At 46.2% G+C, this 21,964-nt stretch carries 20 protein-coding genes and 7 tRNA genes; 20 read left to right on the top strand and 7 right to left on the bottom strand.

The features are described from left to right. Nucleotides 1–4 precede the first annotated feature (4 nt). From corC to Q4Q49_RS13570, 5 genes are all read right to left on the bottom strand, one after another. The gene (corC, locus tag Q4Q49_RS13590; protein WP_006082742.1) at nucleotides 5–880 is read right to left on the bottom strand and encodes a CNNM family magnesium/cobalt transport protein CorC; all 876 of its coding nucleotides are present in this window, start codon (nucleotides 878–880) and stop codon (nucleotides 5–7) included. Between the two features lie 40 nt (nucleotides 881–920). Further along, complete coding sequence (gene ybeY, locus Q4Q49_RS13585) at nucleotides 921–1,382, bottom strand: rRNA maturation RNase YbeY (RefSeq protein WP_311999584.1); 462 nt, start codon at nucleotides 1,380–1,382, stop codon at nucleotides 921–923. Next, nucleotides 1,372–2,418, bottom strand: a complete 1,047-nt coding sequence (locus Q4Q49_RS13580; protein ID WP_006082740.1) for a PhoH family protein — start codon at nucleotides 2,416–2,418, stop codon at nucleotides 1,372–1,374. Before Q4Q49_RS13580 ends, ybeY begins: the two co-directional genes overlap by 11 nt. Nucleotides 2,419–2,619: 201 nt before the next feature. Next, the gene (gene miaB / locus Q4Q49_RS13575; protein ID WP_311889919.1) at nucleotides 2,620–4,044 is read right to left on the bottom strand and encodes a tRNA (N6-isopentenyl adenosine(37)-C2)-methylthiotransferase MiaB; all 1,425 of its coding nucleotides are present in this window, start codon (nucleotides 4,042–4,044) and stop codon (nucleotides 2,620–2,622) included. An 85-nt stretch (nucleotides 4,045–4,129) separates the two neighbouring features. After that, a complete protein-coding gene (locus tag Q4Q49_RS13570) occupies nucleotides 4,130–4,537 on the bottom strand; it encodes a hypothetical protein (protein WP_311999583.1) in 408 nt (135 codons plus the stop codon). A gap of 418 nt (nucleotides 4,538–4,955) precedes the next feature. Between Q4Q49_RS13570 and Q4Q49_RS13565 the strand changes: the two genes are divergently transcribed. From Q4Q49_RS13565 to Q4Q49_RS13520, 10 genes are all read left to right on the top strand, one after another. Further along, nucleotides 4,956–6,233 carry an FAD-dependent monooxygenase gene (locus Q4Q49_RS13565; protein ID WP_311999582.1) on the top strand — a complete coding sequence of 426 codons (1,278 nt, stop codon included), beginning with the start codon at nucleotides 4,956–4,958 and terminating at the stop codon, nucleotides 6,231–6,233. A 152-nt stretch (nucleotides 6,234–6,385) separates the two neighbouring features. Further along, nucleotides 6,386–6,973: an aminoacyl-tRNA hydrolase gene (gene pth, locus Q4Q49_RS13560; RefSeq protein ID WP_006082736.1), complete on the top strand. Its 588-nt coding sequence runs from the start codon at nucleotides 6,386–6,388 to the stop codon at nucleotides 6,971–6,973. Between the two features lie 129 nt (nucleotides 6,974–7,102). Continuing rightward, nucleotides 7,103–8,194, top strand: a complete 1,092-nt coding sequence (ychF, locus tag Q4Q49_RS13555; protein ID WP_106651360.1) for a redox-regulated ATPase YchF — start codon at nucleotides 7,103–7,105, stop codon at nucleotides 8,192–8,194. A gap of 208 nt (nucleotides 8,195–8,402) precedes the next feature. Further along, nucleotides 8,403–8,479 (top strand) — tRNA-Met (locus Q4Q49_RS13550). A gap of 95 nt (nucleotides 8,480–8,574) precedes the next feature. Next, nucleotides 8,575–8,659 (top strand) — tRNA-Leu (locus Q4Q49_RS13545). Nucleotides 8,660–8,704: 45 nt separating this feature from the next. Further along, nucleotides 8,705–8,779: transfer RNA gene (locus Q4Q49_RS13540), tRNA-Gln, on the top strand. Nucleotides 8,780–8,803: 24 nt separating this feature from the next. Beyond that, a tRNA-Gln gene (locus tag Q4Q49_RS13535) sits at nucleotides 8,804–8,878 on the top strand. A gap of 1 nt (nucleotide 8,879) precedes the next feature. Beyond that, nucleotides 8,880–8,956: transfer RNA gene (locus Q4Q49_RS13530), tRNA-Met, on the top strand. 75 nt (nucleotides 8,957–9,031) lie between these two features. Next, a tRNA-Leu gene (locus Q4Q49_RS13525) sits at nucleotides 9,032–9,116 on the top strand. A 41-nt stretch (nucleotides 9,117–9,157) separates the two neighbouring features. After that, nucleotides 9,158–9,232 (top strand) — tRNA-Gln (locus tag Q4Q49_RS13520). 491 nt (nucleotides 9,233–9,723) lie between these two features. On the opposite strand, the gene Q4Q49_RS13515 is transcribed toward Q4Q49_RS13520, so the two are convergent. After that, nucleotides 9,724–10,455: a hypothetical protein gene (locus Q4Q49_RS13515; protein WP_311999604.1), complete on the bottom strand. Its 732-nt coding sequence runs from the start codon at nucleotides 10,453–10,455 to the stop codon at nucleotides 9,724–9,726. A gap of 471 nt (nucleotides 10,456–10,926) precedes the next feature. Between Q4Q49_RS13515 and Q4Q49_RS13510 the strand changes: the two genes are divergently transcribed. From Q4Q49_RS13510 to secF, 7 genes are all read left to right on the top strand, one after another. After that, nucleotides 10,927–11,523: a PepSY-associated TM helix domain-containing protein gene (locus tag Q4Q49_RS13510; RefSeq protein ID WP_311999581.1), complete on the top strand. Its 597-nt coding sequence runs from the start codon at nucleotides 10,927–10,929 to the stop codon at nucleotides 11,521–11,523. A gap of 16 nt (nucleotides 11,524–11,539) precedes the next feature. After that, nucleotides 11,540–12,052: a DUF2271 domain-containing protein gene (locus Q4Q49_RS13505; protein ID WP_311999580.1), complete on the top strand. Its 513-nt coding sequence runs from the start codon at nucleotides 11,540–11,542 to the stop codon at nucleotides 12,050–12,052. A 54-nt stretch (nucleotides 12,053–12,106) separates the two neighbouring features. Next, nucleotides 12,107–12,925: a DUF4198 domain-containing protein gene (locus tag Q4Q49_RS13500; protein ID WP_311999579.1), complete on the top strand. Its 819-nt coding sequence runs from the start codon at nucleotides 12,107–12,109 to the stop codon at nucleotides 12,923–12,925. A 370-nt stretch (nucleotides 12,926–13,295) separates the two neighbouring features. After that, nucleotides 13,296–13,772, top strand: coding sequence for a transcription elongation factor GreA (gene greA, locus Q4Q49_RS13495; RefSeq protein ID WP_028761461.1), 477 nt, complete (start codon nucleotides 13,296–13,298; stop codon nucleotides 13,770–13,772). 435 nt (nucleotides 13,773–14,207) lie between these two features. Continuing rightward, the gene (locus tag Q4Q49_RS13490) at nucleotides 14,208–14,831 is read left to right on the top strand and encodes a hypothetical protein (RefSeq protein WP_311999603.1); all 624 of its coding nucleotides are present in this window, start codon (nucleotides 14,208–14,210) and stop codon (nucleotides 14,829–14,831) included. A gap of 227 nt (nucleotides 14,832–15,058) precedes the next feature. Continuing rightward, nucleotides 15,059–16,873, top strand: coding sequence for a protein translocase subunit SecD (secD, locus tag Q4Q49_RS13485; protein WP_311999578.1), 1,815 nt, complete (start codon nucleotides 15,059–15,061; stop codon nucleotides 16,871–16,873). A 2-nt stretch (nucleotides 16,874–16,875) separates the two neighbouring features. Further along, nucleotides 16,876–17,778, top strand: a complete 903-nt coding sequence (gene secF / locus Q4Q49_RS13480) for a protein translocase subunit SecF (RefSeq protein ID WP_311999577.1) — start codon at nucleotides 16,876–16,878, stop codon at nucleotides 17,776–17,778. An 83-nt stretch (nucleotides 17,779–17,861) separates the two neighbouring features. On the opposite strand, the gene yhbY is transcribed toward secF, so the two are convergent. Continuing rightward, nucleotides 17,862–18,161: a ribosome assembly RNA-binding protein YhbY gene (gene yhbY, locus Q4Q49_RS13475; RefSeq protein WP_006082725.1), complete on the bottom strand. Its 300-nt coding sequence runs from the start codon at nucleotides 18,159–18,161 to the stop codon at nucleotides 17,862–17,864. Nucleotides 18,162–18,251: 90 nt separating this feature from the next. Between yhbY and rlmE the strand changes: the two genes are divergently transcribed. From rlmE to folP, 3 genes are all read left to right on the top strand, one after another. Beyond that, nucleotides 18,252–18,881, top strand: a complete 630-nt coding sequence (rlmE, locus tag Q4Q49_RS13470) for a 23S rRNA (uridine(2552)-2'-O)-methyltransferase RlmE (RefSeq protein ID WP_311899866.1) — start codon at nucleotides 18,252–18,254, stop codon at nucleotides 18,879–18,881. A gap of 29 nt (nucleotides 18,882–18,910) precedes the next feature. Beyond that, complete coding sequence (gene ftsH / locus Q4Q49_RS13465) at nucleotides 18,911–20,884, top strand: ATP-dependent zinc metalloprotease FtsH (RefSeq protein ID WP_261272692.1); 1,974 nt, start codon at nucleotides 18,911–18,913, stop codon at nucleotides 20,882–20,884. Between the two features lie 209 nt (nucleotides 20,885–21,093). Continuing rightward, nucleotides 21,094–21,927 (top strand): dihydropteroate synthase, encoded by an 834-nt coding sequence (gene folP, locus Q4Q49_RS13460; protein ID WP_311999576.1) that lies wholly within the window; start codon nucleotides 21,094–21,096, stop codon nucleotides 21,925–21,927. Nucleotides 21,928–21,964 lie beyond the last annotated feature (37 nt).

The following is a 21,964-nucleotide window of genomic DNA, read 5'->3' as shown; positions in this document are numbered from 1 at the left end:
GTGATTATTCTACGTCTTCGCCAGTATTAGGATCGGGGAGTTTAACTCTGAGTTGGATTAAACGCCTTGTGTCAGCATTGATCACTTTAAATTCAATGCCTTCAATGATGATGCTCTCGTTACGTTCTGGCAGATGGCCAAAGGCATGTGAGACTAAGCCACCGACGGTATCAAATTCTTCATCACTGAATTCAGTGTTGAATTCTTCGTTGAAATCTTCGATTGGCGTCAAGGCCTTAACCATATAAACCGTGTTGCCGACTTTGCGGATCTCGGTTTCTTCCGTGCTATCGTGGTCGAATTCGTCTTCAATCTCACCGACAATTTCTTCCAAAATATCTTCGATAGTCACGAGTCCCGATACGCCGCCGTACTCGTCAACCACAATCGCCATGTGATAGCGCTGAGATCGGAATTCTTTTAGCAATACATCAACGCGTTTGCTTTCGGGTACAACCACAGCAGGACGGATCACGCGATCCAGTGAGAAGGGCTCATCACTGTTGGAGAAACCGTAAGGGATCAAATCTTTGGCAAGTAATATGCCTTCGATATGGTCTTTATCTTCGTTAACGACGGGGAAGCGCGAGTGACCTGAACCAATCACAGTGGCGAGTAATTCTTCGACCGAGTTGTCTATCTGGAGGGCGACAATTTGAGCTCTTGGGATCATGATATCCCGAACACGCATATCAGAAACGTCTAATACACCTTTTATCATCTCGCGGGTGTCTTGAGTGATCAGATCGCGCTGTTCTGCACCATCAATCACATCGACTAAATCTTCGCGATTTTGAGGTTCGCCCTGAAATAGCTGACTTACTCTATCAAACCAACCTTTCTTGTGGGCGTTCGTACTCGGGGGGATATCGTCACTCATAGTTTTCTCATTAGCTTTTGATAGGGATTATCTTAGCTAATTATTGTTCCTTATATGGGTCAGTAAAACCTAAGCTTTCAATGAGTTGAGTCTCTAATGACTCCATCTCTTCGGCTTCTTCATCGTCGATGTGATCATACCCTAGCAGATGCAAGCAACCATGTACAACCATGTGTGCCCAGTGCGCTTCTAGTGGTTTTTGTTGTTCACGGGCTTCATTTTCAACGACTGCCGCGCAAATGACAAGATCTCCGAGTAAAGGAAGTTCAATTTCTGGTGGTGCTTCAAAGGGAAATGACAACACATTGGTCGGTTTGTCTTTGCCGCGGTAGGTGCTATTGAGCATCTGACTCTCGCGGCTGTCGACTATACGTATGGTTAATTCAGCTTCATCCATGCTATTGCCAATCGCGGTTGTGACCCAAAGGGCGAATTGCTCGTCCGTTGGCAACCCGTCGCAGGTGGTGGCATGTTGAATATCTAAGGCTAAATCAAGACTCATGTGCTGCGGCTTCCTGTTGTTTCTGGTATTGGCTTTCTTTCTTGGCCTTTAAGGTTTGCTCTTTTAAATCAAAGGCCTCATAGGCTTCGACGATGCGAGCAACCACAGGATGGCGCACGACGTCTTGGGAGACGAAAAAGTTAAAGCTGATTTCTTCTACTTGGCTTAACACTTCAATCGCGTGGCGTAAGCCGGACTTTTGATGTTTAGGCAAGTCGGTTTGGGTGATGTCGCCTGTGATCACCGCACGGGAATTAAAGCCGATACGGGTGAGGAACATCTTCATTTGCTCGATTGTGGTGTTTTGGCTTTCATCGAGAATAATAAAGGCATCGTTCAAGGTGCGACCGCGCATATAGGCAAGCGGCGCCACTTCGATGACGTTTTTCTCAATTAAGCGTTCCACTTTTTCAAAGCCGAGCATTTCGAATAGTGCGTCATAGAGTGGACGTAAATAAGGATCGACCTTTTGACTTAAATCCCCTGGTAAGAAACCTAGTTTTTCACCCGCTTCTACCGCTGGGCGAGTCAGCAAAATACGGCGCACTTCTTGGCGTTCTAACGCATCCACTGCCGCTGCTACCGCAAGGTAGGTTTTGCCGGTTCCCGCTGGACCAATACCAAAGGTAATGTCGTGGCGCACAATATTGGCCACATATAGGCTTTGGTTTGGATTGCGTGGCTTAATGACGCCGCGGCGGGTTTTGATATTAATGCTGCTGTCGTCGCTCGCGTCTTCTTGCTCTAGGGCGATGGCTTCTTGAATGGCGATATGGACTTGTTCAGGCTCAAGATCGGGCGTGCTGCCTTTGACCGTTTGGGTCTCGATGTAGAGTTCTTTGAGTAAGTTGTTGGCGCTTAAACAATTGCGTGGCAGTCCGGTGATCTGGAAATGATTGTTCTTGCGGACGATTTCAACGCCAACGCGACGTTCTATCTGCTTGATATTGTCATCGAATGGACCGCACAGTGAAGCCAGACGGCGTGTTTCTGCGGGTTCGAGATACAGATTCATGGTAGTTAATTTACTGGACAAATAGCACTCCCAATAGCGAATAAGAAAGCAAGGTTGATGTCGCTAAACCCTTGCAAGATAATTTCAGTTTACGAGCCATAGCCGATAATTGCTAACGGAAAATAACAATTGCCTTGGTAGACTTAAACAAAAGTGCGTGAAAGCAAAAGGGCGACTAAGTCGCCCTTTTCTATATAGGTACTGTTTAAGCCAATTTAAAGCTTATGGCTTAAATTGAGTCACACCCAGTTCATCATCTTGCTTGCGCTTGGCCAGAATTTCAGCCGGACGCAGGCTACGACGTAGATCCATTTCATCTTCGCCGCGGATAAAGACACCGCGCAGTGAGTTAGTGTAAACGTCGACGATTTCGACATCTACGAAAGTACCAATGTGTTTTGGCTGACCTTCGAAGTTCACCACTCGGTTGTTCTCAGTACGGCCACGCAGTTCCATTGGATTTTTAACCGATGGACCTTCAACCAGAATACGTTGCACTGTGCCCATCATGTGGCGGCTATAGCGCATGGCTTGCTGGGTGATGCGGTCTTGCAGAATCGCCAGACGTTGCTTTTTCTCTTCCATATCGACGTTATCGGGTAAATCCGCCGCTGGCGTGCCCGGACGTGCGCTATAGATAAAGCTGAAGCTGTGGTCGAAACCTATGTCTTCAATTAATTTCATAGTATCGGCAAAGTCTTCTTTGGTTTCGCCTGGGAAGCCAATGATAAAGTCTGAGCTGATTTGAATGCCTTCACGGGCTTTACGCAGGCGGCGGATGATGGACTTATATTCAATCGCCATGTGGCCGCGCTTCATCGCCGTGAGAATACGGTCAGAACCCGATTGTACTGGCAAGTGTAAGAAGCTCACTAGCTCTGGGGTATCTTCGTAAACGTCGATAATATCTTGTGTAAATTCAATCGGGTGACTGGTCGTGAAGCGGATACGATCGATACCGTCGATGGCTGCCACAAAACGCAGTAATTCAGCAAAGGTACAGATGCCGTCATCGTGGGTTGCGCCGCGATAGGCATTGACGTTTTGGCCGAGCAGGTTCACTTCACGTACGCCTTGCTCCGCCAATTGGGCGATCTCAAGGATGATGTCGTCCGATGGACGGCTGACTTCTTCGCCGCGCGTATAAGGAACCACACAGAATGAACAGTATTTGCTGCAACCTTCCATGATAGACACGAACGCCGTTGGGCCTTCGGCGCGTGGCTCAGGCAGGCGATCGAATTTTTCGATTTCAGGGAAGCTGATATCGATAACCGCTTTGTCACCACGGCGTACTTGCTCGATCATATCGGGCAGACGGTGTAATGTTTGTGGTCCAAAAATAATGTCGACACATTGGGCTCTGTCTTTAATGGCTTTGCCTTCTTGCGAAGCAACACAGCCGCCCACGCCAATAATCAAATTGGGATTTTTATCTTTAAGCGTCTTCCAGCGTCCTAGCTGATGGAACACTTTTTCCTGCGCTTTTTCACGGATTGAACAAGTGTTCAGCAGGAGAATGTCTGCCTCAGACGCTTCTTCTGTCAAGGTATAACCTTGGTATTCGCCTAACAGATCAGCCATCTTGGATGAGTCATACTCATTCATTTGACAGCCCCAAGTCTTGATATGGAGTTTCTTACTCATCAGTTGTGTCGCCCTAAGATGACCAATAAAAATAGCGCGACATTTTACCTGCTGTTATGGCTGCTGACCAGCTTTGTCCACACTTTTACCGATTGGCTTTTGCTGAGGGCGATACCCATACAAATGCTAGGTTTTTATTACTCGCTGGCACTTGGGCGAGGTTATGATGATTAACATGCTGAGCTTTGGCTATTTCCATCAAGCTATTACGTGCTTGAATGCCGATGTCTTCACGAATTTCGAGTCGAAATGCGCTCAACATTTCCGTGGTATGTTGATATAAGGCATAATCGAGCGGGTCGCGATAGGTCACTGTGATGGTTTCAATGTTTGGGCTCGCGACTGAGTTAGCCGCTGAGCCAGCGGCGATGGCTTGACCTAGCGGTGCAATGCCTAATGTGATTGCAGTGCCCAATGTAAATGCTGTGCCTTGTGTAAGTGCGCTGCAAATTAATAAGCGGCTGGCTATGGGTAAAAGAGTCAGTGTTTTCATGACATCCTCGCTAATTTATACGGTGCATTCACTTGTTAACTCGTCCAATACGGCTTAGGGCTGGGTGCTAGTTAAGTGAGAGTGTTCAGCACGGATAACGCCAGCCAAATCACAAAATCGCGATTAAGTGATTTTGGCTATGATGCCCGTGCCACTTGAGTTTAGTCAGTGTTGAAACGGGTAAGTCTTGTCTTTGTAAGCAACTGTGAGCCGGTGGGGTGATAGCAACATTTGCTCACGTTTGAGTGCTAAGAGACATACTTTTGATACAAAGTGAGTGGCTTTTTCCTGCATAGGTTTGGTCAATGCTGTCTGGGTAAAATAGCTGGCGCATAGACTTGCGCATAGATAGTTTAAAGACGTCGTTTGGGCATTAATAAACAAGGCAATAAAGGTGGTAACTAAGGTGGTAAGTAAGATGAGCCAAATTGATGAAACAAGTGCACTGATGACATCCGATACAAATCATTCTGACGTGACTCATTTAGACGTCACTCGTGTTGAATGCAATCATGCTGCAGGCACTGAGTTCGATGTCATTCTTGTCGGCGGCGGTATGGTCGGTGCGGCGACAGCAATTGGATTAGCTCAGCAAGGTTTAAAAGTGGCGGTGATTGAATCCTTTGCGCCAGAGGCTTATCAAGCCGAGCAGCCGTTAGATGTGCGAGTCTCGGCCATCAGTGTGGCTTCTGAAAGTTTGCTTGAGCGTCTTGGCGCCTTGGACTCACTGCTGAAAATGCGCAATGTGCCTTACCTTGGTTTAGAAACCTGGGAGCTCGATGGCTGTATCACTCAATTCCACAGTTCACAAATTGGCGCCAGCCATTTAGGCCATATAGTTGAAAACCGATTAATCCAACTTGTCCTGTGGCAACAGATGGCGCAATTGGCCGGCATCACTTTATATTGTCCCGATAAAGTGGCGGCATTTGCCCGTGAGAACGACAGTGTAAGTGTGCACTTACAATCGAATCATAAACTTAACGCTAAGTTATTGGTCGGTGCCGACGGTGCGCACTCGCAGGTGCGCCAATGGGCGGGGATTGGTATATCGGGTTGGGATTATGCTCAATCGGCAATGCTGATCAATATCCGCACCGCACAGGGCCAGCAAGATGTCACTTGGCAACAGTTTACGCCTAAAGGACCGCGTTCATTATTACCTCTGCCCGGCAACAACGCGTCGCTGGTGTGGTACGACGACGCCAACCGAATAAAACAGTTAATGCAGCTTAACAACAAACAGTTGGCCGAACAGATACGTTTGCATTTCCCTGCGCGCTTAGATGCCGATTTCACCGTTGAGAATAAAGGCAGTTTTGGCCTGACTCGTCGCCATGCGCAGCGTTATTATAGTCAGAACGTGGTGATTTTAGGGGACGCCGCCCACACGATTAACCCGCTCGCAGGCCAAGGGGTGAACCTTGGGTTTAAGGATGTTGAAGCATTTCTGGCGGCCATCAAGGATGCATTGGCCCAAGATAATATCTGGTGGTCAAATGAAGTGCTGGCCCAATATCAGCGCAAACGCTATCGCGACAACCAGCTGATGATGACGGCGATGGATTTGTTTTACGCAGGTTTTAGCAACGATATCCTGCCGTTAAAGCTGCTGCGTAATGGCGCGTTAAAGTTGGCAAACATCGATTCTCCAATCAAAAAGACCGTTCTTAAATATGCAATGGGGCTTAATTAATCCTGAGTTGTTCTGCGTTCTGACTCAGTGCGATGACGTGGCATTTGTTGACTTGGGCTTTGAGTGCTAAAATGCCGCGTTTTTAGCAGCTATGGTCAGTTCAGTCGGCGCTTTGCGCGGCTGCCATCGACGAAATAACGATATTGAGTGTCATGAGCGAAATAAAATTAATAGTTGGTCTGGCTAACCCTGGTGCTGAATATGCGCACACTCGCCATAATGCGGGGGCTTGGTACGTATTAGAGTTGGCTCGAATTTGCGGCGTAACTTTAGTGGCCGACAGTAAGTATTTTGGTTTGACCGCCAGAGCCGTATTGCACGGAAAAGATGTCCGCTTATTGATCCCGACGACTTATATGAATTTAAGTGGTAAAGCCGTGGGTGCTTTGGCGAACTTTTTTCGTATCACACCGGAAGAGATTCTGGTCGCTCACGATGAACTCGATTTGCCGCCAGGCGTGGCTAAGTTCAAGCTCGGTGGGGGCCATGGCGGCCACAATGGTTTGAAAGATATTATTGCTAAACTGGCTAACGATAAAAATTTCTACCGTTTACGCTTAGGTATCGGTCATCCCGGTGATAAAAACCAAGTGAGTGGTTACGTACTGGGAAAAGCGCCAGCTAAAGAGCAAGAGCTTATCGATGCGGCGATAGATGAAGCCGTGCGTTCTACCGAGATTTTGTTTAAGCAAGACATGGTGAAAGCCATGAACAGATTACACTCCTTTAAAGCGGAGTAGGTTTTGCTTTGGCGAGACCCAAGTATAAAGTGATTTAATTATTCAGTAATGTGCTGCCATAGGGCAGGACGACTAAACCTCGCTGATGAGTGTGACTCGTTAGCCAATAATCGAGAGAAAGGTAAGCATATGGGTTTTAAATGCGGCATTGTTGGTCTTCCTAACGTTGGTAAATCAACGCTTTTTAATGCGTTAACTAAGGCTGGCATCGAAGCGGCTAACTTCCCGTTTTGTACCATTGAACCTAACACGGGTGTTGTACCTGTGCCGGATCCACGTCTGGATGCGTTAGCTGCGATTGTGAATCCACAACGTATATTACCGACCACTATGGAATTCGTGGATATCGCGGGTCTTGTGGCTGGTGCATCTAAAGGCGAAGGTTTAGGTAACAAGTTCCTTGCTAACATCCGTGAAACCGATGCCATTGGTCACGTAGTACGCTGTTTCGATGATGACAATATTGTTCACGTTGCTAACAAGGTTGATCCCGCTGGCGATATCGAAGTGATTAACACTGAATTAGCCTTAGCTGACTTAGACAGCTTAGAGCGCGCGGTTCAACGCCAGCAAAAACGTGCTAAAGGCGGTGATAAAGACGCTAAGTTTGAAGTGGAAGTATTAGAAAAAATGCGTCCAATTTTAGACGAAGCGAAAATGCTGCGTTCAATGGAATTATCTAAAGAAGAACTGGAAGCCGTTGCTTACCTTAACTTTTTAACCTTAAAGCCGACCATGTATATTGCTAACGTGGCGGAAGATGGTTTTGAGAATAACCCACACTTAGACGCTGTTCGCGCTATTGCTGCCACAGAAAACGCTATCGTTGTTGCTGTGTGCGCCGCGATTGAATCTGAATTAGCTGAAATGGACATCTCAGATCGCGATGAGTTTATGGCTGATCTGGGTATCGAAGAGCCTGGTTTAGATCGAGTTATCCGTGCTGGTTATCAATTACTGAATTTGCAAACCTATTTCACCGCAGGCGTGAAAGAAGTGCGTGCTTGGACTGTGCCAGTCGGTGCGAGTGCCCCGCAAGCGGCAGGCGTGATTCACACCGATTTTGAACGTGGTTTTATCCGTGCTCAAGTGATGGCATTTGATGACTTTATCGCTCACAAAGGTGAAGCGGGCGCGAAAGAAGCCGGTAAGTTACGTGTGGAAGGCAAAACCTATATCGTTAAAGATGGCGATGTGATGCATTTCTTGTTTAACGTATAACTAGGATTAGACAAGCCCTAAACCTTGATAAATTAAGCTAAGTACGAGTAACAGTGTGTTATTTAGCACATCTGTTGCTCAGTTTGGTGAAGTAATAGCCGAACAGCTTAACCTAAGGGAAATAGCGAAAAAAAGCTGTTGACCTCGCTACCTCGAATAAGCATAATACGCCCCGTTCCTCGCTGAGAGGGGCGCGTAATATCGAAGTGGCAATGTAGCTCAGCTGGTTAGAGCACAGCACTCATAATGCTGGGGTCGCAGGTTCAAGTCCCGCCATTGCTACCATTTTATTTAAGAAGCATATTCTTATATAAAATAGACGGCGATTTTACTCTAGCATTGATTGCTAGCATCTCTTCAAGATGTAAACACGAAGCTGTGCGGGAATGGTGAAATTGGTAGACACGCCAGATTTAGGTTCTGGTGCCGCAAGGTGTGAGAGTTCAAGTCTCTCTTCCCGTACCATTTTTAGAAACATCGGCGATAGCGGATGTTTGAAACAGAGTTAGTTGGGGTATCGCCAAGTGGTAAGGCACCGGGTTTTGATCTCGGCATTCCAAGGTTCGAATCCTTGTACCCCAGCCATTTTTTCTCAGTTTCCAAGTTGATTGGGGTATCGCCAAGTGGTAAGGCACCGGGTTTTGATCTCGGCATTCCAAGGTTCGAATCCTTGTACCCCAGCCATGGCAATGTAGCTCAGCTGGTTAGAGCACAGCACTCATAATGCTGGGGTCGCAGGTTCAAGTCCCGCCATTGCTACCATATTTAACTCTGTTAAAGTGATTTATCAGAGAAAAATCCAAAGCTGTTGAACAAACAATTTTGGTACATTTTGATGCGGGAATGGTGAAATTGGTAGACACGCCAGATTTAGGTTCTGGTGCCGCGAGGTGTGAGAGTTCAAGTCTCTCTTCCCGTACCATCAAAATGCAATCTTCAGAAAGAAGATTAAACACAGTTTATTGGGGTATCGCCAAGTGGTAAGGCACCGGGTTTTGATCTCGGCATTCCAAGGTTCGAATCCTTGTACCCCAGCCAAAAGTTAAAAAGCCTGTCTTCGGACAGGCTTTTTGCTTTCTGGTTTTTCACTATATCCTTACTAATCGTTTTCACTCTCTATCTGCTTTCGCATTATTCGCAGTTTGGTTTCTTTCGCTTTCTTCGTTTAGCATTTCCCTTTTCCCTTTTCTATCAATGTCCTTGCTATAGCTGGCTTGAATTTCTGTCGTTTGTTTTTATCAAGCCGTTTATAGGTTGGGTAACTCAATAATGATGTATTGGATTTTAAGTCGTCAGCAAGCTGAATAAGCCTTATCTGTTTAGTTCTGGGATTCAGAGAGTGGAGTGAAGCTTAGAGTTAGCAAGCACAACTAATCTTTGAGTGAGTATAAGAGCCAACATAAGCACTAGCATAATAGCAGGCATAAGAAGCTGGGCTTGGATCAGAATGTCGAACTGGGGAATTGGCACTTTATAAGACGACAGTGAATACCACAGTGCCAGTTGATTAGGCACTGTGGTGATCTGTGTTATTGCTTTTTGACTTCTGGCACGACAGGCAGCGATTTTATTTCCGCTGGAACCGCTGGAACCGCTGGAACCGCTGGAACCGCTGGAACCGCTGGCATTGCAGGTGTGGCTACTTTTGCTGCCGCATCAGTGATCCTTGCTGGCAATACAGCATGCTCAGTGACAGCACTTTGAACCGAGTTAACCTCACCCGTGGCAACCGTTTTGACGGCATTAGGCACTGCTAACTGTTGCTGCACTTGGTTCGCGCCCGCATCTAAGGCTTTTTGTTGTAACTTCTGTGGATCGGTATAGTCGGCTAATTCCTTCGGCCAACTTGGCACCCGTTTTTCTGTCTGATTACTGAATTGCTCAGAGATCACTGAGGGCGCGCCGCCTTTCATTAGCATGACTGCCATTTGGTTGGTGTCAGAGTTCCAAACCAGACCGGCTTTTTCTGCCATTTCAGGTACAGGAGTATAAGTTGACACTAAATAAATAAGTGGACCTTCCTGCTGGATCTTATCGGCCGTTTTGAGCAGCGATAGAGTGGTATCGTAATTTTTACCCAGCAATTCCTGCATACGGTTCTTAATGAGTGGCTGTTCGAATAAGCCGACATCATTTGGATCTAAACCGACAAGGGGCTTGAGCAAGGCCCACATTAGTTGACCTTGGGGTGACATTAATAAGAGTGGAGCAACACAGGCGTTGAGCATTAACGCGAGCCACAGAATATGCAGGCAGCGCATTTTTTTGAGCAGAGATTTACTCAAGATAATATTTCCTTGGGAGTACCAGCAAGTCGCCGGCGGCGGATTGTAGCCGATTGGCATGAGGTAAACGAGTGGGGGCGTAAAGTAAATTTTATGCCAAAAAGTTAGCGTGAATGTTGGATTTTATCTCTATGAATCTAATGAATATTTACAGATGATACCGTAAATAACTTGCTGCTAATTTAATCAAAGATAATGGCTTTTGAGTGTTAAATGCAGATTTGCCTGTAAGCGGTTTATTTTTCAGTCTTATTCTTCAATCCTATATTTCAGCTTCTTTTTCAGTATTGAATATGTAAAGTTTGTAAACTTTGTTCTATTTGATAATCGATCTCATTTAATCTCGGACATTAAATTAGTTTAATGCAGCTCATTTCAGTCTTAGGCTGCATAGGGAAAGCCGATTCTTGAGGCATTTCTCTTCGGGTTGCTTTTGAGAGTGCACCATTGAAATTAAGAGTCAGTAAGTCGTCTTTGTCCTTTGCTCGAATTATCCATGTTTATGTGTCTATGGCGTTGTTGCTGCTGATGCTGTTTTTTGCGGTGACAGGCATAACGTTAAATCACCCTAATTGGTTTTCTCAAACAGATCAGGAACCTAAACGGGATCAAGTGCCCATCCCTGCCTATTTATTACCCGTCGATACACAAGATGCACAGTGGCGTTTGGCAACAGGCCATTGGCTGAAAAGTGAATGGGCTATGGATATGGCCACTGCCGACATAGATGAAGACGAAATTAGCTTAGTCAGCAAAGGGCCCGGCACTTACCGCAGCCTGACGTTGGACTTGCTCGACGGCCAAGCCTATGTCGAAACTTTAGAGTACGGTGTTGTTGCTGTAGTGAATGATTTGCATAAGGGCCGTAACACAGGCACTGCATGGGCTTGGATACTCGATCTTAGCGCCGTGCTGATTATTTTATTTTCGCTTACTGGGGCTTACTTATTATTGCCTCAAACCAAGCGCCTCAAAAAGTCATTGTTATACATGGTACTTGTCAGCGGTAGTTGCGGACTTGTGTATGTTTATTTCGTTCCATAAGGAGTGTAGACCGAGTATGCGTCATCTTATTCGTACCATTGCGGTGAGTGCTTTGTTTGTGAGTTCTGCTGCGTTTGCGGCGCCGCAAATGACTGTTGATTTAACTTTACCTGAAATTACCGAAGGCCAATATCACAGACCCTATGTGGCCGTGTGGATTGAAAATACCCAAGGGCAACCGGTAAAAACCTTAAGCCTTTGGGTTTGGGATGAAGGCCATAAATGGCTTAAAGACATCCGTCGTTGGTGGCGTAAAGCGGGTCGTGACGATATGAGTTTTGTTGATGGTATTGCATCTGCCACACGTCCTGCGGGTCATTACAAAATCGATTGGGATTTAAAAGATGAGGCAGGCAAAGCGCTGGAACCTGCTCGTTACACTGTGTTTATTGAAGTGGTGCGTGAGCATGGCGGCCGCGATCTCGTGCGACAAAACATCGATTTAGCTGCGGGGGACTTCTCAGTGCAGTTACCCGCCACCACTGAAACCGGCGTTATCGACATACGCTTAAGTGGCATGGCTCGCTGAGCCTGCTACTGAATATATTGCCAGTACATTACTCGTTAAACTTAAGGAAAAGGCATGAAATTACGTCTTATTGCATTACTTAGCACACTTTGTATTAGCCCGTTGGCAAGCAGCCACGACAGATGGATTTTACCTAGCCACTTTAACGTTTCGGCCGAAAGCCAAGAAGCCGTGTGGATCACCTCTGATGTGTCTGCCAGCAATCAAGTGTTTATGATGGATAAACCTTTCAGCGCCAGTGACGTACGTGTGTTACTGCCTGATGGTGAGTCAAGCTCTCCAAGCTCAAGTTATACCGGCGGCCGTAAGTCGGTATTTGATGTGCAGTTGCTGCAAGATGGCACCTATAAGTTCGAGAAAGAAGTCACGCCGCGCTACTTCTCCCGCTATAAAGTAAAAGGCAAAGAAGGTTTTGTTCGTAGTCGTTTAGATAAAAATGCAACCGCCGCAGTCATGCCTAAAGGTGCTTCTGAATTAGAAGGTTCTTTAAATGTATCGCGAGTGGAAACCTACGTGACTCGAAATAAGCCGACAGATAAGGTTTTGGCTCCTAAGGGTGAGTATTTGGAATTAGTCCCTGTGACCCATCCTGCCGATATCGTTGAAAATGAACCCGCCACATTGCAGTTTGTTTATGATGGTAAACCCGTGGCAGGCGTCAGTGTTGCGATTATGAAAGACGGCAGTTTATACCGAAACAAGCCTGAAGAAATCGCCTTAACCTCAGATAAAGACGGTAAAGTAGCCATGACTTTGCCAGCGGCGGGACGTTATCTTTTACATGCATCGATTGAACGTCCAAACTCAGACACTTCCCTTGCCGATAAAACCGTTAGTGAGATTTTCCTTACGTTTGAAGCTGGGCTCGAATAGGATTCATTTTCCGCTTAAGTGACTAAACGTTATAGATGACTGAGTGTGATGAATGATTGAGTGTTATTAACGAGTTAGCCTTTATCGTTAAATGCCCACAGCCGCAACGTTGAGTGGGCATTTTTGTATTCAGCCTCCCTTTATCGATACGGCTTTTTATCAATGTCACCACAATGATCCTATCTGGCTCGCGGATTTAGATTTCATTGCTGGTAACTCCGCTTAAGGTTGGGTAAGCTGCGTCAATGCATTGTTCTTGATGCATCAAAGGCGCATAACGATTAGAATAGCGCAATTCCACCCTCATTTGACTGTGTTGACCTTAGCGTTGGCACGGGTTGCTTTTGTTTTAAAGGAGACGAAAGAAGTTATGACTAAGGTTCCTATGACAGTTGTCGGTGCAGAGCAGCTGCGTAAAGAGTTAGATATTCTCAAGTTTGACCGTCGCCCTAAGATCACTGAAGCCATTGCTTCAGCGAGAGAGTTAGGCGACCTGAAAGAAAACGCGGAATACCATGCGGCTCGTGAGGAACAAGGTATTTGTGAAGCACGTATCCGTGATATTGAGGGTAAGTTATCTAACGCGCAAATTATCGATGTCACTAAGATGGTGAACAACGGTCGTATCATTTTTGGTGCCACTGTGACTATTTTGAATCTCGATACTGACGTTGAAGTGACTTATCGCATAGTCGGCGATGATGAAGCGAATATTAAAGAAAACCTGATTTCAGTTAACTCACCGATAGCACGTGGCTTAGTGGGTAAAAATGAAGGTGATGAAGTGTCGATTACCACACCTGGTGGCATGACAGATTACGAAATCATCTCAGTACAGTATTTATAATCAGCGAATCGATTTAGCTATAGAGTCTGCTAAATCGTGCCGAGAGTATGATTTGCGCTCGTTCTAAAACCGCCCTAGGGCGGTTTTTTTGTTATCTGTAAATCCAGTTGGCATGCATGTTTAGAGATTGAGTTTTGCATGTGAATTTAAGATTTAGCTATGGATTTAAGATTTAGCTATGGATAGAGACCGCGCTTCAGGGTTGAACTCGAAAGATGGATAAAGATTAATTTGTCTCTTGGTGCACTTTTACTTAAGCTGCAACTCTAGCTTTATCATAAAGCTTCATCAGAATTAACTCGGTATTGTGTAATTGATTTAGCGCGAGTTTCGCTTTATAAACCCACATTTATGTAGCAAAAACTCAGTATGACTGGGTTTATCTTTCGTTTTATAAGAGGGCACGCTTTGGTAAAACATTGGCGTACAGGATTGATGTTAGTTTGCGTGGCGATCATGTTGATCGCGCACTCGGCTAGCTACACGCCAAAAAACTCAGAACAACGCAGTGATGCCGCTCGCCATTATGCTCAGAAACACACCGCTCTGAAACAAACGGCTCAGATGCACACTGTGAGTCTTGATAGCTCGACTCACCATGCAATGCCAAGCGCTGAGCCTCAAAGCTTGTCCGATGCCGACGCTATCACCCAAGACAATGTACAGCTCAATGCCCAATCTAATGTACAGTCTGATGCGCAAACCGTTGAAAGTTGCGGCTCATTGCATAGTCATGATGCCAATCGCATCAATTCAGACTCAGCATCCCAGCCAATACCTTGTCCAAGCTCAGATTACGTGAGTCATTCGGACGACTTAAATTTTGCCCCAATAAATTCGCCGCGCTTTATCAGTCTTGCCCAGCACGATGTGCGTGAGGTGAAGCCGGTATATGTACTTGCGTTAGACTTTACTGCTGAACCGACACCCAATGTCGTTGAACCGACCGATCTGGATATCGCATCAGATTGGACGCTTTCAGCTGTATCTTCCCCCGCCCGAATTTCGGGTTGGAAAGTCTCAAATCTTCAATATCGATTTAGCCAACAAGCCGTTTAACCCGCCTATTTAGGTGTGCTATCGACAGGAGTCCACTCCCGTTGAACTTGCATGCCATTGCATTTTTGTTCTCACCGAAACCATCTCTATCGCGGCTACATTCGCTGTGATGACTTGAGTGTAACTGGCTAGATTGGCTGGTGCTCAATGATAGGTTTCGGACTGATATCAATATGTTCGCTTAGCTTTTGATTTAAAAGTTAGGTGATAAATAGCGAGTTAATCCCATGGAAAGAAAACCCAATAAACGGCTGCTAAATCACTATTCAGCTTGGAAATATATAGTTCTTATCGTCACCATCATTGTGATGTTATTCAGTGCCTTGCCGACATTTTATGGTGAGGATGCCGCGGTGCAAGTGGGCGCTAAGGCTGGGTTAACACTCACGCCCGTAGCCCTTAGAGATAAGCTGCAAGCTGAAGGCGTGACGGTAAAACGCATCGACCAAAAGAATGGCGAAACCCTGATTGTCCTCGATGCGGATAACCAACAAACCTTAGTCAAAACCTTGGTTTCGTCTATGGTGACAGAGCCAAAAGAGTTGACCTTATCCCTTGCCAGTGCCGCGCCGAGTTGGTTGCAAAACTTAGGTTTTCAGCCGATTAAACTAGGGCTCGACTTACGTGGTGGGGTGCAGTTTCTACTCGATGTGGATGTTGACCCTGTGTATCAAACTCAGGGTGAGGCGCTAGTTGATTCGCTACGCCAATTCATCCGTGAGCAGAAGATCCGTGGCGCCAGCGTCTATTTGGATCAAACTAACCAGTTAAACCTGACGCTGCCCGATAATGACGCCCGCGCCGCCGTGCGTCAGATGATGAAACAGTCCTATCCAAATTGGCAATTATCCAATACCGATGGCGCGGGTTTACAGATTAAGTTGAGTCAAGAGGAACAAACTAAACTGCGTAATTTGACTGTGCAGCAAAACTTGCAAGTTATGCGCAGTCGTATTGAAGAACTTGGCATCACAGAAGCCTTAGTACAGCGCCAAGGCGATCATCGAATTCGGATTGAGTTGCCTGGCGTGCAAGATCCTGCAGCCGCGAAAAACGTCATTGGTGCTACAGCGAGTCTGGCTTTCTTTGAGGTGAAAGAGTCAGGTTCTGTGAATGCCATGGTGCTTAACGACAAGTCGGGTAAGCCTATTTATGTGAGCCGCTCGCCAGTGCTGGGTGGCGATCACATTGTCGATGCCAGAGCGAGTTTAGGTGAGATGGGTATGGCCGAGGTAAACATTAACCTCGACCGTGTCGGCGGGCAGAAAATGTCTGAGTTTTCCCGTACCAATATTGGCAAACCTATGGCGACGTCTTACAGCGAATACAGCCGTGATGAACAAGGTAAGGCTAAGCAAACTCAAGAGATTATCAGCGTCGCGACCATTCAATCCCAGCTTGGAGACCGCTTCCGCATTACTGGCGCTGGCACCTATCAAGAAGCGCAGCAATTAGCCCTGTTACTAAGAGCGGGTTCTATGACGGCGCCAGTGACGATTGTGGAAGAACGCACTATTGGCCCGACGTTAGGCGCTGAAAACATTGAAAACGGTTTTGCTGCGCTTGGTCTAGGTATGGGTATTACCTTGTTGTTCATGGCGCTTTGGTATCGTCGTCTCGGTTGGGTGGCGAATATCGCGCTGATCTCTAACATGGTGATCTTGTTTGGCCTACTGGCGCTTATCCCTGGTGCTGTGCTGACCTTACCCGGTATTGCTGGCCTAGTGTTAACCGTGGGTATGGCTGTCGATACCAACGTGCTGATTTTTGAGCGAATAAAAGACAAGTTAAAGGAAGGTCGCAGCTTTGCGCTGGCAATTGATACGGGGTTTGATAGTGCGTTTTCGACCATTTTCGACGCTAACTTCACCACTATGATCACTGCTGTCGTGCTGTATTCCATCGGTAATGGCCCCATTCAAGGTTTCGCCTTGACCTTAGGTCTAGGTCTGTTGACCAGCATGTTTACCGGTATCTTTGCTTCAAGAGCCTTGATTAACTTAGTTTACGGACGTGATGTTAGTCGTCATGTGAGGGTATAACCATGAAAAATATCAATCTAACAAAATGGCGTTATGTCTCCAGTGCTATCTCAATTTTATTGATGATAACGTCATTAGCCATCATAGGTGTAAAGGGTTTTAACTGGGGATTAGACTTTACCGGTGGTGTGGTGACTGAGGTTCAGCTCGATAGAAAAATCACCAGCAGTGAGTTACAACCTTTGCTTAACGCTGCCTATCAGCAGGAAGTCTCTGTGATCTCGGCCAGTGAGCCGGGCCGTTGGGTATTACGCTATGGTGATATAAAGAGTGCTGATACTGAGCAAAGCAATGTCGACATTCAGCAGGCATTAGCGCCACTTAACTCTGAAGTGCAAGTCCTTAACAGCAGCGTTGTAGGGCCGCAGATTGGTCAAGAACTGGCGGAGCAGGGCGGGTTAGCGTTGTTAGTCGCTATGCTGTGTATTTTAGGCTATTTAAGTTATCGCTTCGAGTGGCGACTCGCATCGGGCGCTTTGTTTGCGCTAGTACACGACGTTGTGTTTGTGCTGGCGTTTTTCGCGCTGACGCAGATGGAGTTTAATTTAACGGTACTGGCGGCTGTGCTGGCGATTTTAGGCTATTCGTTAAATGACTCGATTATCATTGCTGACCGTATCCGTGAATTATTGATTGCTAGGCCAAAGCTTGCCATTCAAGAAATTAATAACCAAGCGATTGTGGCGACATTCTCCCGTACTATGGTGACGTCAGGGACAACATTAATGACGGTCGGTGCGCTGTGGATCATGGGCGGTGGTCCGTTGGAAGGATTCTCGATTGCGATGTTTATCGGTATTTTAACCGGTACATTCTCATCTATTTCTGTTGGCACCTCACTGCCTGAGTTTTTAGGTTTAACGCCTGAGCATTATAAGGAACAAGTGATTTCTGATACGCCTTAGTGCTTTATTTTCATTCGTAGCAAAAACAAAGAGGCCACTCAATTGAGTAGCCTCTTTGTTAACACAATAAAAATCAAGAAAAATTATTTTGCCTTTGGCAAAGCAATTTTCATTTCTGGTGATTGACGATAAATCACCAGAATATGACCAATAAGTTGCACTTTTGCGGATTGAGTTTCACGTACTATGGCATCAACGATGGCATTTTTTAGCTCTCTGTCGGCAGAGGCTACTTTCACTTTAATCAATTCATGATAAGCGAGTGCGCTTTCAATTTCAGCGAGTACACCTTCAGTCAATCCATTGGCACCAAGCAGCACCACTGGCTTTAGCGGATGCGCTAGACCTTTTAAATGCTGTTTTTGTTTGGTTGTTAAGTTCATTTCTACCAACTTTTGCTGAGTTACTGTTGAAAAACGGCTATTCTACCCTTATATAGCCTTTGTGTAACTCTCAATTGTTGCGGATTTTAAATGTCAGGTAAAAAACGTACGGCCAGTTCCAATCGATGGATGCTAGAACACTTTGATGATCATTATGTCAAACTCGCACAAAAAATGGGATTGCGATCTCGCGCTGCGTTTAAGCTTGAGGAGATCCAGCAAAAGGATCAACTTATCCGCCCAGGCATGACAGTGGTTGACTTAGGGGCTGCGCCGGGAGGCTGGTCTCAAGTGGCGGTTAAATTAGCCGGAGAAAAAGGTAAGGTCATCGCCTGTGACATTTTGCCTATGGATCCCATCGTCGGGGTAGACTTTTTGCAAGGGGATTTTCGTGAAGATAAAGTCCTTCAAGCATTGCTTACCCGAGTCGGTGACGCTAAGGTTGACGTTGTGTTGTCTGACATGGCGCCCAACATGAGTGGTTCAGATGGTGTAGACCAGCCGCGCGCCATGTATTTAGTGGAATTGGCGTTAGATATGTGTCATCAAGTTTTGGCACCTAACGGCTGTTTTGCGGTAAAAGTCTTTCAGGGGGAGGGCTTTGACGAATACATGAAAGCGGTAAAAGAGGCGTTCAAAGTAGTTAAAACACGTAAACCGGACTCTTCGCGGGCGCGTTCCCGTGAAGTCTATCTTGTGGCGACAGGGTACAAGTTGTAGTAACCTAGCGTTAATAATCGCAAGACTTAATGAGGTCTAGTAATTTGAGTGACATGGCAAAAAATCTAATACTCTGGGTTGTCATCGCCGTTGTGCTGATGTCAGTGTTTCAGGGTTACTCCCCCTCTTCTTCGTCATCGCAGAAGATGGATTATTCTACCTTCTTAGATAATGTCCGTGATGGGCAGGTCGCAACTGTTGAAGTGAAAAGCGATCAACGTACTATCGAGGGTGCTAAACGAACGGGTGAAAAGTTCACGACTATCATGCCGTTATATGACCAAGATTTAATTAATGATCTTGATCGTAAAGGCATCACCATGAAGGGCCAAGAAGCCGAAGAATCAGGGTTCCTAACCCAAATCTTCATTTCTTGGTTCCCCATGTTATTGCTTATCGGGGTATGGATTTTCTTCATGCGCCAGATGCAAGGCGGCGGTGGCAAAGGCGCTATGTCCTTTGGTAAGAGCAAAGCCAAGCTGATGAGCGAAGATCAGATTAAAACCACGTTTGCCGATGTTGCTGGTTGTGACGAAGCAAAAGAAGAAGTCAAAGAGTTAGTTGATTATCTGCGTGACCCAACTAAATTCCAAAAGTTGGGCGGCCGTATTCCAACGGGCGTGCTGATGGTGGGTCCTCCGGGTACAGGTAAAACCTTGCTGGCGAAAGCCATTGCGGGTGAATCTAAAGTACCTTTCTTCACTATCTCGGGTTCTGATTTCGTTGAAATGTTCGTTGGTGTTGGTGCATCCCGTGTGCGTGACATGTTCGAACAAGCGAAAAAGTCTGCACCTTGTATCATCTTTATCGATGAAATCGATGCGGTCGGTCGTCAACGCGGCGCGGGTTTAGGTGGTGGTCATGATGAACGTGAGCAAACACTGAACCAAATGCTGGTTGAGATGGACGGCTTCGAAGGTAATGAAGGCGTTATCGTTATCGCGGCAACTAACCGTCCAGACGTACTCGATTCTGCACTGCTGCGTCCAGGTCGTTTTGACCGTCAAGTGGTCGTTGGCTTACCAGACGTGCGTGGTCGTGAGCAGATTTTGAAAGTGCATATGCGTAAAGTACCACTTTCTGAAGATGTGAAGGCGAGTGTAATTGCCCGTGGTACCCCAGGTTTCTCGGGTGCTGACTTAGCTAACTTAGTGAACGAAGCAGCCCTGTTTGCGGCTCGTGGAAATCGCCGAGTTGTTGGCATGGAAGAATTTGAACGTGCAAAAGATAAAATCATGATGGGTGCTGAGCGCCGTTCTATGGTGATGTCTGAAGCCGAAAAAGAAATGACTGCATACCATGAAGCTGGCCATGCGATTGTGGGTTGTTTAGTACCTGAGCACGATCCTGTGCATAAGGTCACTATCATTCCTCGCGGCCGTGCACTGGGCGTGACTTTCTTCTTACCTGAAGCTGACTCAGTCAGTCAGAGCCGTCGTAAGCTAGAAAGCCAAATTTCAGTCGCTTACGGTGGTCGTTTAGCTGAAGAGCTTATTTACGGCAGCGAAAAAGTGTCGACTGGCGCATCACAGGACATCAAATACGCGACCTCTATTGCGCGTAACATGGTGACTCAGTGGGGCTTCTCGGACAAACTAGGTCCATTACTGTATGCCGAAGAAGACGGTGAAGTGTTCTTAGGTCGCAGCATGGGTAAAGCCAAAGCCATGTCCGATGAAACTGCGACTATCATTGACGCTGAAGTGAAAGTCTTTATTGACAAGAATTACGCGAGAGCGAGACAGATATTGACCGATAACCTCGATATTCTGCACTCGATGAAAGAAGCTTTAATGAAATACGAAACTATTGATTCACTTCAAATTGATGATTTAATGAAGCGTCGTGAAGTGCGTCAACCTGCCGATTGGCAAGTGGATGACCATGGTTCTAACGACAAAGGCAGCGGTCATGGTGAACCAGCTGAGAAAGCTGAAGATACAGTGACTACAACGTCTGCTGAACCAGACTTGAAAGAGCCTGATGAATCACCTGCTAAGTAATTTGTTGTGAGATAAAAGAAAACCCCGTAAAGGGGTTTTCTTGTTTTATCTTGTTAGCAATTTGACTGCGCTGTCATTTATCCACTTTGCCATTACTAATATTTATCCTCTGACATCATTACCTTGGATAGAAAGTGAAGGCTAAAACTAATGACGCAAGTTATGCCTATTGGTAAAATCGTAAGTGTTCGTATTACTGGAGTAAATGCGTGTTTGAACTGATTGCTGGCACTAAACGCCTCGCGTTATCTTCGCCCATTGTGATGGGCATTTTGAATGTCACTCCCGATTCCTTTTCCGACGGTGGTCAATATTCTTCCTATGAACTTGCCTGTCAGCATGCCGATGATATGGTGGCTCAAGGCGCGGGAGTGATCGACATTGGTGGAGAGTCGACAAGGCCAGGCGCCGCCGAAGTGAGTTTAGCCGATGAACTTGCGCGGGTGATCCCGTTAGTAAAATATGTGGCGGCGCACCATGATGTATGGATTTCTGTCGATACCAGTAAAGCTGAAGTCATGCGTCAAGCCGTTGCCGCGGGTGCACACCTAATTAATGATGTCCGTGCTTTGATGGAACCCGGTGCGCTCCAAGCCGCCGTGGAGTTGCACGTTCCTATCTGTTTAATGCATATGCAGGGCGAGCCGAAGAATATGCAGTCTTCGCCGACGTATTATGATGTTATTGAAGAAGTGTCTACTTTTTTGACCGAGCGGGTTAACGCTTGCTTACAAGCTGGGATCCCCCGTGAATTACTTATACTCGATCCTGGCTTTGGTTTTGGCAAAAGCTTAGAACATAACTATGAATTACTGGCAAAACTCGATTCTTTTGCCAAGTTTGATTTGCCCTTATTGATAGGATTGTCCCGTAAGAGCATGATAGGGAACCTCTTAGCAAAACCGACCTCAGATCGTCTTGCTGGAAGCCTTGCTGGCGCAATGATAGCGGCCCAAAAGGGGGCTCATATCATTCGCGTGCATGATGTTGCTGAAACTGTGGATATGCTCAAGGTGTTACAAGCGACACAAGCGTATTTTTAAGCATCGTTATGCTCTCGTTAAGCATTTAATTAATATT

It is taken from the genome of Shewanella sp. SP1S1-7, from assembly GCF_031932105.1.
GTDB lineage: Bacteria > Pseudomonadota > Gammaproteobacteria > Enterobacterales > Shewanellaceae > Shewanella > Shewanella baltica.
The sequence above is the reverse complement of the archived record's forward strand: the minus strand, read 5'-3'. Positions and strand labels throughout refer to the sequence as shown.